Origin of the sequence: Embleya scabrispora DSM 41855, assembly GCF_000372745.1 — a bacterium.
Classification (GTDB): domain Bacteria; phylum Actinomycetota; class Actinomycetes; order Streptomycetales; family Streptomycetaceae; genus Embleya; species Embleya scabrispora.
In genome coordinates this window covers 1-13,310 of sequence record NZ_KB889618.1, presented here as the reverse complement: position 1 = coordinate 13,310, position 13,310 = coordinate 1, and the positions used below count along the sequence as shown (strand labels likewise).

Genomic DNA, 13,310 nt, shown 5'->3' with positions numbered 1-13,310 from the left:
GGACGTGCACGTGCTGGGACCGGGCCCGCGCCCGTCGCCGACGGTGGCGGCGGGAGCGGGGCCGGAATTGCTAGGCGAGGCCGCCGCCGTCGACGACCAGGGCGGTGCCGGTGATGTAGCTCGCCGCGTCCGAGGCCAGGAACAGGACCGCGCGGGCGATCTCGTCGGGGGTGCCGGACCGGCCCATCGGGCGGTCCGCCGCGTCGGCCGCGAAGGCCGTCCAGTCCTCGGCCAGTTGCCGGGCCTCCTCGCGCAGCATCGGGGTGTCCGTGTCGCCGGGGTTGACCGAGTTGACCCGGATTCCGGCCGCCGCGTGGTCGATCGCCAGGGCCCGGGTCATGTTGACCACTGCGGCCTTGGACGCGCAGTAGGAGATCGCGTTGCCGCCACCCTTGAGGCCCCAGCCGGAGCCGGTGTTGACGATGGACCCGCCGTCGCTCATCGCCGGGACGGCGTGCTTGCACATCAGGAAGACCGAGCGCACGTTGACCGCCATCACCCGGTCCCACTCCTCGACCGTGGTGCCGATCGCGTCCGCGCGCCGGATGATGCCCGCGTTGTTGAACAGCACGTGCAGCCCGCCGAAGGTCTGCACCGCGGTGGACACCACGGACACGCAGTCCGCCTCGGCGGAGACGTCCGCCTTGACCGCGACCGCCCGGGCGCCCCGCGCCGTGATCTCCTCGGCGGTGCGGGTGGCGGCCGCCGCGTCGATGTCGGCGATCACCACGTCCGCGCCCTCCGCGGCGAACATCAGCGCGGTTGCCCGGCCGATGCCCGAGCCGCCGCCGGTGACGATGGCGACCTTGCCGTGCAGGGATCCAGTCATCCCGTTCATCCAGAGCACTCCTCGCTCGCAGGAACAATTCGATAGGGGACGCTCTCGCGGTAGCCGGTGACCACCTTGACGAAGCCGCTCAACCGCGCGTCCGTGGCCGGGTCCCCGGTGTCCGCCAACAGCGGCCGGCCGCCCAGCGCGGCCAGCTTGGTGCGGGTGGCGAGCACGGTCAGACCGTGTACGCGGGCCAGCACCGACGGGCTGATCTGCTGGTTCCCGCGACCGAGCACGAAGCCTTGGCCGCCGATCACCGATACGACCGCCTCCACCTCGTGGCCGTCCACCAGGTCGAGCAGCGCGCGCTCGCTCAGGTCCACCCCGATCGGCACGCCGTCGGCGACCACGTCCACGCCGAGCAGCGTGGATCGGGCGCCCAGCGCGCGGCCGACCGCGCGCGTGGTGGTGCCCGGACCCAGGATGTAGCGCACGCCCGGGCGCATCCGGGCGACCACCTCGCGGGCGATGCCCTCGACGGTCTCCGGCGCGGCGCCCGAGGAGCCGGTCTTGCGGCCGGACAGCCGCACCCGGGCCGCAGGCACGGTCAGCGTGCCGTAGAGCCGGGGGCTGACCCGGCCCTCGCGATAGGCCTGTTCGTCCAGGTCCACCACCTCGGCCTCGGCGGTGTCCCCGGTGAACTCGGCGGCGGCCAGTCCGGCCGCCGCCGGGCCGACCGCGAAGCAGCCGGAGTAGACCTTGACGCCCGCCGGGATGCCGAGCACCGGAGCGGTCGGCCCGGCGTCGAGCACGTCCCGCGCGGTGCCGTCGCCGCCCGCGAACAGCAGCAGGTCCACCGCCGCCAGCGCCCGGACACCGGCCCGGGTGTCGGCGGAGGAGGACGGCTCCCCCGGTGCGCACGCCACCAGTTCGGGCACCGCACCGGCGGCGCGCACGGAGCTCTCGCCCATCGCGCCGGGCACGGTGACCACGGTGGCGTCCGGGCGGGCGGCCAGGAGCGCGCGGACGGCCACCGCCGCGCGCTCCCCCGCCCGGGCGATCGCACCTCGCGCCAGCGCCTCGCGCTGCACGTCGGCGCCGTCGCTGCCCTTGAGCCCGGCCGCGCCGCCGAGGCCGGCCACCGGGTTGACGATCAGGCCGACTCTCACGACAGGTGCTTGCGGACGTACGCCCGCCAGGTCGTCGCCCACTGCTCCGGGTCGTCCAGGCAGGTCGGGTCGATCTTGTGCACGGTCTGGTTGTACGGCGCGCCCTTGACGAACTCCGGATCGCTGCGCGCCTCGTCCGCGACGTGCGCCAGGATCGCGGCGTACTCGTCCAGGTCCTCCTTGGAGTACGACTCGGTCGGCTCCAGGGTGAACGGCTCGGGCACCAGGTACGGGTGGTGGCTGGTCCAGTAGTGCACCCCGAAGTCGGACGCGCGCACGCCGATCTCCTCCGAGTGCACGCCGGTGTCCTCGTACAGGCCCTGCCACGAGTAGCGGACCTGCTCCAGCCGGCGCTTGTCCCAGTGGGCGGAGGCGCCCGGGATCTGCAACACCTTGTGCATCAGGTAGTTGTTGTTCAGCACCGCCGTCTCGGCCACCTGCCGCAGGCCCTCGGCGCCCAGCGCCATGATCCATGCGTAGGCGCGCACCACGTTCTGGGTGACCCCCAGGTAGGGCCGGTTCTTGCCGATCGACTGCGGCCGGTCGGAGTCCAGGAAGTAGCGCTCGCCGTCGAACTCGATGGTCGGGCCGGGCATGAACGGCACCAGCTTCTCCGCGACTCCGCAGGCACCCGCGGCCGGACCGCCGGACGCGTGCGGCGTGGAGAAGGTCTTGTGCAGGTTGAAGTGGCACAGGTCGAACCCGGCGTCGGCGGCCCGGGTGATGCCCAGGATGCCGTTCGCGTTGGCCTGGTCGTAGCAGGCCAACCCGCCGACCTCGTGCACGAGTTCGACGAACTCGGCGATCCGGGGGTTGTAGATCCCGGTGTCCTCCGGGTTGGTGATCATCAGCGCGGCGGTACGCGGGCCCACGGCCGCGCGCAGCGCCTCGATGTCCGGGTAGCCGTCGGCGTCCGGCATCAAAGTGATCACCTCGTACCCGGCGGTCTTGGGGGAGGCCGCGTTCGTGGGGTGCGAGAACATCGTGGTGATGACCTGGTCGCGCTGCTCGCCTTCGCCCCGGGAGGCGTGGTAGGCGCGGATCATCGCGATGTTGGCGTAGATCGCCGCCGAACCGGAGCCCGGTTGCAGGCTGACCCGGTCCAGGCCGGAGATCTCCTTGAGCATCTGCTCCAGCTGCCAGTAGATCGCGAGCACGCCCTGCACGCTGTCCTCGGGCTGTGCCGGGTGCAGTTCGGCGATCTTCGGGTCGCTGACGAACCGGTCGTTGATCTTGGGGCTGTACTTCATCGTGCAGGTGCCCTGGCCGACGGCGATGCCGAGGTCGACGCCCACGGTCTCCTGGGACAGTCGCATGTAGTGCCGGAGCACGTGCAGCTGGGACATCTGCGGCAGCGCGGGCGGCGTCTCGCGCCGGATGCTGGCGGGCAGTTCGACGGCGGGCACGCCCGCCTCGGGCACCCCGATGCCGCGCCGGCCGGGGCTGGATTGGTCGAAGATGATCGGCTCGTCCCAGCGCGCCTGGTGGAACCGGCGCAGCGGCGGCTTGGCCTCGATCGGCAACTTCGCGAAGGATTCTCCGACGGCACCCATCAGCCCTGCACCTCTCGTACCGCTCGCACCAGCGTGTCGATGTCGTCCTTGGTGTGCCGCTCGGTCACACAGACCAGCAGCGTTGTGGCATCCAGCGCGATGCCGGCGTAGATGCCGTGTGCGCGCAGCGCGGTGAGCAGCGCGTCGGTGTCGGCCACCTCGATCGCGAACTCGCGGAAGTGCACGGCGGCGGCGTGCCGCACCCGTACACCGGGGACCGCGGCGAGCTCGTCCATCGCGTAGCGGGTCCGGGCCAGGATCGTCTCGCCCAGCTCGCGCATGCCCTCGGGGCCCATCAGCGCGAGGTAGACACCGGCGGTGATGCCCCACAGCGACGCGGCGGTGCCCACCCATTCCTTGCCCTCCTCGCGCAGCGCGAAGGAGGTGCGGTCGTAGAAGACGTCGCCGAAGCCGTACTCGCCCGGCACCGCGGTCGGTGCGATGCCGAACAGGCGCGAGGGGAACTCGGCGACCAGGCGCGGTTCGTCGCGGGTGGCGATGTAGCCGGCGTGGCCGCCGCCGTAGTTCTGGTGCATGCCCAGCGACTGGATGTCGCCGCAGACGATGTCCGCGCCGAGCGTGGCGGGCGGAGCGAGTACGCCCAGCGAGATCGGGTCCGCGCTGACCACGAGCAACGCGCCCTGGTTGTGCGCGAGTTCGGCGATCTCGGCGGTCCGGGTCTCGACCACGCCGTAGAGGTTGGGGCTCTCCAGGTAGACCGCGGCGACGGTGTCGTCGACGGTGAACGCGCCGGCCTCGCCGTTCTCGGTGACCGGGATCATGGTGATCTCGATGTCGGGCGCGAGGAAGTCGTGCAGCTTGCTCAGCTTGTCCGCGCCGATCGCGGCGGTGACCAGCACCTTGGACCGGCCGGTGTAGCGCGCGGCCATCCGCAGCGCGGTGCCGGATGCCTGGAAGCCGTCGTAGGTGGGGACGTTGACGACGTCCAGCTCCAGGAGTTCGCCCATCATGCTGACGTACTCGAAGAGCGCCTGGAAACGGCCGTGGTCCTCGTACGGTTCGCCCGCGTAGGCGGTGAGGAACTCGCCGCGCGAGTTGACCTCGTCGCACACGGCGGGCACGTGGTGCGGGTAGCAGCCGCCGCCGAGGAAGCTGAGCACCTCGGTGGTGTCGGTGTTGCGTCCGAGCAACCCGCGCATGTGCCGGACCAGTTCGGTTTCCGAGGCCATCGGCGCGGGCAGGTCGAGCGGCCGGTTCAGGCGCAGCGCGGCGGGGATGTCGGTGTAGAAGTCCTCGACGGACTCGACCCCGATCGCGGCCAGCATCTCGGCCCGCACGGCCGGCTCGGCATTGGGTATGTAGGGGTGGGTCACTTCTCTCCCTCGTGAGCGGTGCGCAGCACCACGGCGTCCCTGGGCCCGATCTCGATCGAGCCGTTCAGGTCGCGCCCGGTCAGCAGGTCCGTGCCGGGGGCGCGCAGGGTCAGTGCCGCGGTGGTCGTGCCGTGATTGAGCAGGAACAGGTAGTCGGCGTCGGGCCCGGTCCGCCGGCATGCCTCGACCGCCGGCGGTACGTCCGCGACGGAGCGCACGCCGGCGCGGGTCAGCACGTCGGCCAGGATCGGGGTGACGTCGTCGAGGGCGCAGCCCACGTAGGTGGCCCGGCCGAGCCGGGTGATCGCGGGCTGCCCGGCCAGGTCGCCGCCCTCGTAGTCGGCGATCGGGGTGGCCCCCTCGGGCCGCAGCCACTCGGCCCACCGGGTCGCGGTGCCCGGGGTGCCGTCGGCGTGGCGCACGCTCTGCGTGCTTCCGTCGGCCAGCGGCCAGAACTCGTCGACGCTGAGGCCGAGCAGGTCGCGCAGCGGTCCGGGGGCGCCGCCGGGGTGCACCCGGTCGGCCGAGTCGACCACGCCGCTGAACGGGCCGACGATCAGCTCGCCGTCGAACGCCCGCAGGTTCTCCGCCTGTTCGTCGGTGCACAGGTAGAGGTTGGGGGCGATGACCAGGCGGTAGGCGGACAGGTCGCGGTCCGGCGGGGCCAGGTCCACGGTGATGCCGCGGGCGTGCAGCGGCGCGTACCAGGCGTCCAGGAGTCGCTTGAGCTCCAGCCGCTTGGACGGCATCGACTCGGGGGCCTCCAGTCCCCACCACGAGGACCAGTCCAAAAGCAGTGCGACGTCCGCGGTGGTGTGGGTACCGGCGATCTCGGCGAGCTTTTCCAGTTCGCCGCCCAGGCGTAGCGTGTCCTGCCATCCCCGGGTGTGGACACCACCGTGTGGCAGGAGGGCGGAGTGGAACTTCTCCGGTCCGTAGCGGGCCTGGCGCCATTGGAAGAACATCACTCCGTCGGCGCCGTGGGCGAGCGCCTGGAGGCTGTCCAGGCGCATCTTGCCGGGCGGCTTGGGCACGTTGACCTCGCGCCAGCTCACCGCGCTCGGCGCCTGTTCCAGGAGCAGCCACGGGCGCCGCTTGAGCGAGCGCATCAGGTCGTAGCTGAGCGCGATGGCCACGTGCGAGGTGGGGTCGGCCGGGTCGGGGTAGGCGTCGTCGCTGACGATGTCCTCGGCGCCGGCCCACTTCCAGTAGTCCAGGCCGTGCAGGATGCTCATGAAGTTCGTGGTCACCGGGATGTCGGGGGTGACCTCGCGCAGCACGCTCTTCTCCGCCTCGAAGCACTCCAGGAGCGCGTCCGAGCAGAACCGGCGCCAGTCCAGTACCTGGGTCGGGTTGACCGGGCCCGGTGCCTTGCGCGGCGGGGCGATCTGCTCGAAGTCGGTGTAGTGCTGACCCCAACAGGAGGTGCCCCAGGCGGCGTTGAGGCCGTCGATGTGCTCGTATCGCCCGCTCAGCCAACGCCGGAAGTGCCGGGCCGACTCGTCGCAGAAGCATTCGAGCGTGTGGTCCGCGTACTCGTTGCCGATATGCCACATGGCCAGGGCCGGGTGCTCGGCGTAACGCCGCGCCATCGCCCGGGTCAGTCGCACGGCGGCCGCCCGGAAGATCGGCGAGCTGGGACAGTAGCCCTGGCGGGAGCCGAATTCGAGCCGGGTGCCGTTCGCGTCGACCGGCGACACCTCGGGGTGCTCGCGGACCAGCCACGGCGGTGGGGTCGCGGTCGCGGTGGCCAGGTCGGCGGCGATGCCGTGCCCGTGCAGCAGGTCGAGTACCCGGTCCAGCCAGCCGAAGTCGTACTCCCCCGGCCGGGGTTCCAGGCGTGACCAGGAGAAGACCGCGACGGTCGCCATGTTCACGCCGGCCTCGACCATCAGCTTGGCGTCCTCGGCCCAGACCTCCTCCGGCCACTGCTCGGGGTTGTAGTCACCCCCGAACAGCAATCCCGGCACTCGCGTCAACCGCACGTCGACCTCCCGTTCATGTATTCTGTATTCATAATTCAAGGTGTGTGCGGTGCGTCATGTCAAGCACCAGTTATTGGCGTCGATCGACACAAGGAGTAACCGACACATGGCCATCCAGCGGCGACCTCTGCGGGAGCAGATCCGCGAGGAGTTGCTTCTGCGCCTCGACAGAGGCGACTTCGCGGCAGGCAAGGACATCAACGAGGTGGTGCTCGCCGCCGAGTTGGGCGTCAGCCGCACCCCCCTGCGCGAAGCCCTGATCACCTTGGCCGGCGAAGGCGTCCTGGAGAGCAATCAGGGGCGTGGCTTCCGGTTCGCGCCGGTCAGCAGCAAGGAGTTCCGCGAGCTGTGCGAGATCGTCGCGGGGCTGGAGTCGCTCGCCCTGGAGCTCTCGGATCCGGATGAACTGCGGGAGATGGCACCGGAGTTGCTACGACTTGCCCGCAGCTTCCCGGATCCGGTGGCGGAGCAGTCAGAGATCGAGTGGCACGACGACGAGTGGCACGACCTGCTGCTCGGGAAATGCCCGAACGAGCGGTTGCTCGATCTGGTGACCAGCGTGAAGGCGGGCATGCGCCGCTACACCCACCTGATCGCCGGTGAGGACACGTTGCTGGAGCGCGAGGCGGAGGAGCACTGCCGGATCGCCGAGCACCTGCGCGCCGGTGACGTGGCCGCCGCCACGGCCGCGCTGCGCGACAACTGGGTCAGCGGCATGGAACGCATGACCAGCCGGATCCCGGTGACCCCGGAGCCGGCCTGACCGATCACGCGCCACCTCGGCGGGCCGTCTTCGTCCACACCGGACGGAGCCGACCCGCCGCGCAGCATGCGCGGACGCGGAACCGGAACCGGCGCGGGCCTGGGCCTGGGCCCGGCCATCGCCCGGTCCCTGGCCCAGGCGCACGGCGGACGTCTGGAACTGCGTACCGCGCCCGGCGAGGGTGCCACCTTCCGGCTGATCCTGCCGGCCCACGTCGGCGAGCCGTCGACCTGATCCGGGCCGAAGTCGGCGCGCCCGGCCCGGCACAGCCGCGGGATCAGACGGCAGGCCGGGTCGGGGACCGGTTACGCGAACGCCGCCGTCCAGTCCACCGTGACGCCGTTCACGTACGCTTCCGCGACCGCGGCCAGGAAGCGGCCCATCCCGCCGTCCTCGTTGCGCAGCGTCGCCATCAGCACGGCCGAACGGCCCAGTTCCTCGACGATGTCCTGCATCCCGACCGTGAGCACCGGCTGGGCGCTGCACTCGACGAAGATCGTGTGGCCGTCGGTGACCAGCGAACGCACGGCCTCGTCGAACCTCACCGTCTGGCGCAGGTTGCGATACCAGTACTCCGCGTCCAGCTCGTCGGTGTCGATGCGCTGTCCGGTCACCGTCGAGTAGAACGGCACGTCGCCGCGCGCCGGTCGGATCCCGGCCGCCAGGTCGAGCAGGGTCTCCCGCAGGTCCTCCACGTGCGCCGAGTGTGCGGCGAAGTCGACTCCCGGCACCCGCCAGCGCATCATCCGAGCAGCGGACAGCGCGGCGCCGAACTCGGCCATCGCGCTCACGTCGCCCGACACGGTCATGGTGGCCGGGCCGTTCACCGCGGCCACCGACAGCGCGCCGTCCCAGTCGGCCAGCATCGTTCGCACCCGCTCGTTGGGTGCCAGCACGGTCAGCATCTCGCCACGACCGCGAATCGCCGTCAGGGCCCTGCTGCGCAAGGCGACGATCCGCGCCGCGTCCTCCAGCGACAACGCACCGGCGACGTGCGCGGCCACGATCTCGCCCTGTGAGTGGCCGACTGTCGCCCTGGGCTCCACGCCGAACCTGCGCCACAGCCGGGCCAGTGACAACATCATCGAGAACAGCACGGGCTGCACGACGTCCACCCGGTCCAGCGGCGGTGTTCCCGGCGCCTGCCGCAGCACGTCCTCCAGGGACCAGTCCAAGTACGGCGACAGCGCCTTTTCGCAGGCCCCGATCTCCTGGGCGAACGCGGGCGAGGTGTCCAACAGCTCGACCGCCATGCCGACCCACTGGGTGCCCTGGCCCGGGAAGACGAACACCGGCCGGGCATCGGCCTGCGCCTGCCGGGTCGCCCGGCCGGCGATCACGTTCGGCGCGCCCCGCTCCTCGACGAGCGCCCGCAGGCCGGCGAGCAGTTCCGCCCGGTCGCGCCCCAGCACCACGGCCCGGTACTCGAAGGCCGCGCCGGCCGCCACCAGCGATCGGCCCACCTCGGCGACGTCGTCGACGACATTCAGTGCCGAGTCGGACTCGAGCCGGGCCAGCAGCCGTGCCGCCTGACCACGCAGGCCCTGCGCGCTTCGCCCGGACAGCACCCACGGCACCGTGCCGGCTCCGGCTCCGGTGCCGACTCCGATCAGGACGTCTTGTGTGGTCGGCTCGGTCACGAGTACTCCTCGTCATCGCCAATCAGCGGACTGCGAATCGCAGAATAGCGCGCGCCTCCGTTTTTCCGCCCACCGCGCGGTAATTCCGCCGCACGGACGCGGTTACCGAAGGATTACCCGGTACGGCAGAAATCGTGCAACGCTGCCGATTCCCAGTCTCGTCTGTTTTCCAGTACGGAGGCCACTCGTTGTCGGGCTTTCCGATATCGCAGGCTATTATTCCTGCGCGTCCGCAGATCACGTCCACCCGGTTTCCATCGAATCCAACGCGCCCCGCTCCGCGAGGCGCGGGACCGGCTCACGAACTCCGAGCCCCGACGATCACATGGTGACCAGGGAAACAGGCCCGAGCCGCGTCGGCCGCACGCACGCGCCCACACATCCGGAGCCCGCACGGTTGCCGTCGTTGACGGGACTGCGATTCCTCGCGGCCATGATGGTCTTCGCCACGCACATCCTCTGGTACACCGGACTCGTCCCGGGTGACACGGGAACGGAACTCAGGAAGACATTCGCCCTGTCGGGCTCCTACGGCGTCGGCTTCTTCTTCATCCTGAGCGGCTTCGTCCTGACCTGGACCGCGCGCTCGGACGACACGGCCGGTTCGTTCTGGCGCCGTCGCCTGGTGAAGATCGGCCCGATGCACCTGATCACCTTCGGCCTGGCGGCCCTGCTCGTGCTCGAAACGGACCGGCCCACCCGGATGGTCGACTGGCTCGCCTCCGCGAGCATGCAGCAGTCGTGGTTCCCGGACATCCGAACCGTCTCGGCGGTCAACGGGGTGAGCTGGTCGTTGTGCTGCGAGTTCTTCTTCTACCTGATCTTTCCGGCTCTGCTGCCCGTCCTGCGCCGGATCCGCGAGGAGTGGCTGTGGCCGGCGCTCGCGGGGGTACTCGCGCTGATCGTGGGCGTGTTCCTCGTCGCCACCTTCGTGGTGAACGACCAGCCGCGGCTCACCGCCTTCTCCGTGTCCGGCGAAGTGTCGTTCGACCAGGTGTGGTTCGTGTACTTCTTCCCGCCGGCCCGGGCACTCGAATTCGTCCTGGGCATTCTGCTGGCCAGGATCGTCGCGGCGGGTCGATGGCCGCGCATCGGCCTGGTCCCCGCCTTCGGCCTGGCCGTCGTCGGGTACGTGCTCACCCAGTACGAGCCGTACCTGGCGGGCACGGCCGGTGTGGCGACCGTGTGGACCGCGCCCCTGATCGCCGCCGCCGCGGTCGCGGACCGGCAGCGCACCGCCTCGGTGTTCCGCGGACCGACGATGGTTTTCCTGGGTGAGATCTCCTTCGCGTTCTACATGGTCCACTGGATCGTCATCGTGCAGGCCGCCGACATGATCGGACCCACCCGCACGTTCTCGTCGGGGACCGGCGTGCTCCTGATACTCGCCGTGCTCGGCGTGGCACTGGCGTGTTCCGCACTCCTGTACCGGTGCGTGGAGACGCCCCTGGTACGGCGATTCGGGCGACACCGACCGAAGTCGATCGGAGCGGACCTTCCTCCCCCCGCGACGGCGCCCGTGATGGCCGAGGGCCGACGCGCGACACACTGACGGACGACGCGTCCCGCCGGCGGCCGGCAGGGCTCGGCGGGGAGCGTCACGGCCTGCCACGCGTCCTGCGCGGCCCGAACCCGCGCGGGACGGGGGTGACCGGGGCACGCCGGTGGCGATCGGCCGGGCATACCGCCTCGAACGCGAAGACACGCAGGTCGCGCACGCCGGCCCGGCCACCCATCGGGCGGTAATTTCGCCCCGGGTGCGCGGTTACCGGTCGATTACCCACCGTGGATGGAACCGTGTAAGGCTGCCGACGACCAGTCGCGCTCGCTTTCCGGTACGGAGGCTACTCGTTGTCGGCCTATCCGATATCGCAGGCTGCTATTCCTGCGCAACGACAGATCACATCCACCTATTCGCTGCTGCATCTGCTGCGCCCCACCGACGATTCCGTACTCCACCTCCCGGCGACCAACGCGCAGTTGGTGGAGGAGGTCGTCGTCCGCGTCGGTTCGGGTGCGACCGGTTGGGCCATCGAAAACAGTCGCCTGCTGCCGGCCGAGCCGGCCGGGGAATCGTTCGCCCGCTTCGACCGAAGACCGTATGGCGAAACGAGACTGATCGAGGCGATAGCGCTCTGGGTCGTATTGCGGCTCAGCGGCGTGCGAGCCATTACCGGTCTGCTTTCCGCAGAGCTCACGAATGCCATTCGGGAACGCATCGCGGACAACACGACGGTCGATCTCCTGCTGCGTTGTGTCCGGGCCACGCATGCGCGGTTCACCCACGAGTTGTTCGAGTTCTGCGAGGCGCAGATCCCCGCCCAGGACCAGCCGGCCATGATGCGCTCCATCTCGGCCGACCTGTTCGAGGGAATGGAGACCCTCTCCGCCGCGGTGACCGAGAAATTCGCCGCCGAACGCAACCGCTGGTTCGCCGGATCCGTGGGCGAACGCTTCGAGTTGGTGTCGGCGATCCTGAAGGGCAAGCCCGTCGACACGAGAAAGGCGCTGGGTCGGTTGCAATACGACCTGACGCTGCACCATGTCGCGCTGGTCCTGTGGCAGGACGAGGTCACCCCGGACAGCAGACGCGAACTGGAGACCACGGCGCTGCGCCTGCTGGACCAGGTGGGCTGCTCGTCGATGTTGCTGCTCCCCGCGGGCCCGGGGCGGCTGTGGGCGTGGGGTGGCCGCGCCACCGACCATCCGGGCGAGCTCGGGCGATCGGACAAGCCGGTGGACCTGCCCGCGCACATCCACGTCGCGTCCGGATTGCCGGGAGACGGTGTGGCCGGTTTCCAGCGCTCCCACGAACAGGCGGTCACCGCGGAACGGGTCGGCCGCATCACCGAGCCCGGTCCGTCCAGGCTGTGCGACTACGGCAACCTGGAGTTGGTGATCCTGCTCGGCAACGACGCCGAGGCCACCGCCGACTTCGTTCGCCGCGAACTGGGCCCGCTCGCCGCCGACAACAGGACGATGGCCGCGTTGCGCGAGACCGTACGGTGCCTGCTGGACAACGAGCGGGGTGTCGCCGTCACGGCCAAACACCTGCACATCGCGAAGAACACCGTGGTCTACCGGGTGAAGAAGGCGGAGCAACTGCTCGGGCGTTCCCTGCGCGAGGACCACCTCCGCCTGCACCTCGCGCTGTACCTGGCAGGACGGCTCGGCTCGTCGGTGCTGGCCAAGCAGGGTCCCGCCACGGGACTGGAGAACTCGATTCGGGCGGTGTCCTCATGAGCGACAGGCAGACGAACAAGGACGAGAAGCTCCTCGACTACCTCAAGTGGGTCACCGCCGACCTGCACAAGGCGCGCGCTCGGGTCGAGGAGCTCGAATCGAGCCGGTCCGAGCCCATCGCCATCCTGGGCATGGGCTGCCGCTACCCCGGCGACGTGTCCACGCCCGAGGAGTTGTGGCGGGTGGCCGCCGACGGCGTCGACGCGATCACCGAGTTCCCCGCCGACCGCGACTGGGACGTGGCCGGTATGTACGACCCGGACCCCGATGCGATGGGCAAGTTCTACGCGCGGGAGGGCGGGTTCCTCAGCGACGTCAAGGGTTTCGACTCGGCGTTCTTCGGGATCTCGCCGCGGGAGGCGCTGGCGATGGACCCGCAGCAGCGACTGCTGCTGGAGACCACGTGGGAGGCCATCGAGCGGGCCCGCATGGACCCGCGCTCGTTGCGCGGCAGCGACACCGGGGTGTTCGTCGGCGTGATGTACACCGGCTACGCCTCCACAGTCGACGCCTCGTCGACGGGCGTCGAGGGCTACGCGATGACCGGGATGCTGACCAGCGTCGCCTCCGGTCGGATCTCCTATGTCCTCGGCCTGGAAGGGCCGACGGTCAGCATGGACACGGCCTGCTCGTCGTCGCTGGTGTCGATCCACCACGCCGTGACGGCGCTGCGCAACGGCGAGTGCTCGCTGGCCCTGGCCGGCGGGGCGATGGTGATTCCGGTGCCGGACGGCTTCGTGGAGTTCTCCCGGCAGCGCGGGCTCGCTCCGGACGGGCGCTGCAAGGCGTTCGCGGCCGCGGCGGACGGCACCGGCTTCTCCGAGGGCGTGGGTGTGCTGGTGCTGGCACGG

The 13,310-nt window shown here is 70.5% G+C and carries 11 protein-coding genes; 5 read left to right on the top strand and 6 right to left on the bottom strand.

From position 1 onward, the window contains the following. Positions 1 to 70: 70 nt before the first annotated feature. Genes A3IC_RS0112285 through A3IC_RS0112265 form a run of 5 tightly spaced genes read right to left on the bottom strand, consistent with a single transcriptional unit; the run spans position 71 to position 6,813 of the window. A complete protein-coding gene (locus A3IC_RS0112285) occupies positions 71 to 838 on the bottom strand; it encodes an SDR family NAD(P)-dependent oxidoreductase (RefSeq protein WP_020550350.1) in 768 nt (255 codons plus the stop codon). Further along, positions 835 to 1,941 carry an ATP-NAD kinase family protein gene (locus tag A3IC_RS0112280; protein WP_211232280.1) on the bottom strand — a complete coding sequence of 369 codons (1,107 nt, stop codon included), beginning with the start codon at positions 1,939 to 1,941 and terminating at the stop codon, positions 835 to 837. The genes A3IC_RS0112285 and A3IC_RS0112280 overlap by 4 nt, the downstream gene beginning before the upstream one ends. Continuing rightward, positions 1,938 to 3,494, bottom strand: coding sequence for an aminomethyl-transferring glycine dehydrogenase subunit GcvPB (gene gcvPB, locus A3IC_RS0112275; protein WP_020550348.1), 1,557 nt, complete (start codon positions 3,492 to 3,494; stop codon positions 1,938 to 1,940). Before gcvPB ends, A3IC_RS0112280 begins: the two co-directional genes overlap by 4 nt. After that, the gene (gene gcvPA / locus A3IC_RS0112270) at positions 3,494 to 4,828 is read right to left on the bottom strand and encodes an aminomethyl-transferring glycine dehydrogenase subunit GcvPA (RefSeq protein WP_020550347.1); all 1,335 of its coding nucleotides are present in this window, start codon (positions 4,826 to 4,828) and stop codon (positions 3,494 to 3,496) included. Before gcvPA ends, gcvPB begins: the two co-directional genes overlap by 1 nt. Then, entirely contained in the window at positions 4,825 to 6,813 is a 1,989-nt protein-coding gene (locus A3IC_RS0112265; RefSeq protein ID WP_026218170.1) for a beta-galactosidase, read from the bottom strand. Before A3IC_RS0112265 ends, gcvPA begins: the two co-directional genes overlap by 4 nt. Positions 6,814 to 6,919: 106 nt before the next feature. Between A3IC_RS0112265 and A3IC_RS53965 the strand changes: the two genes are divergently transcribed. Both A3IC_RS53965 and A3IC_RS68575 read left to right on the top strand, forming a co-directional pair. After that, entirely contained in the window at positions 6,920 to 7,576 is a 657-nt protein-coding gene (locus A3IC_RS53965; RefSeq protein WP_020550345.1) for a GntR family transcriptional regulator, read from the top strand. Positions 7,577 to 7,642: 66 nt separating this feature from the next. Then, positions 7,643 to 7,810 carry an ATP-binding protein gene (locus tag A3IC_RS68575; RefSeq protein ID WP_020550344.1) on the top strand — a complete coding sequence of 56 codons (168 nt, stop codon included), beginning with the start codon at positions 7,643 to 7,645 and terminating at the stop codon, positions 7,808 to 7,810. 71 nt (positions 7,811 to 7,881) lie between these two features. Here A3IC_RS68575 and A3IC_RS0112245 read toward each other — a convergent pair whose 3' ends face one another. Continuing rightward, positions 7,882 to 9,216, bottom strand: coding sequence for an acyltransferase domain-containing protein (locus tag A3IC_RS0112245; RefSeq protein ID WP_020550343.1), 1,335 nt, complete (start codon positions 9,214 to 9,216; stop codon positions 7,882 to 7,884). 406 nt (positions 9,217 to 9,622) lie between these two features. Between A3IC_RS0112245 and A3IC_RS53960 the strand changes: the two genes are divergently transcribed. The 3 genes from A3IC_RS53960 to A3IC_RS0112230 all read left to right on the top strand — a co-directional run. Continuing rightward, on the top strand, positions 9,623 to 10,768 hold the full coding sequence (locus tag A3IC_RS53960) for an acyltransferase family protein (protein ID WP_191864110.1): 1,146 nt from the start codon (positions 9,623 to 9,625) through the stop codon (positions 10,766 to 10,768). Positions 10,769 to 11,067: 299 nt separating this feature from the next. Further along, on the top strand, positions 11,068 to 12,459 hold the full coding sequence (locus A3IC_RS62190; RefSeq protein WP_020550341.1) for a helix-turn-helix domain-containing protein: 1,392 nt from the start codon (positions 11,068 to 11,070) through the stop codon (positions 12,457 to 12,459). Then, the coding region (locus A3IC_RS0112230; protein WP_020550340.1) for a beta-ketoacyl synthase N-terminal-like domain-containing protein at positions 12,456 to 13,310 on the top strand (855 nt) is incomplete at its 3' end. The genes A3IC_RS62190 and A3IC_RS0112230, both read left to right, overlap by 4 nt.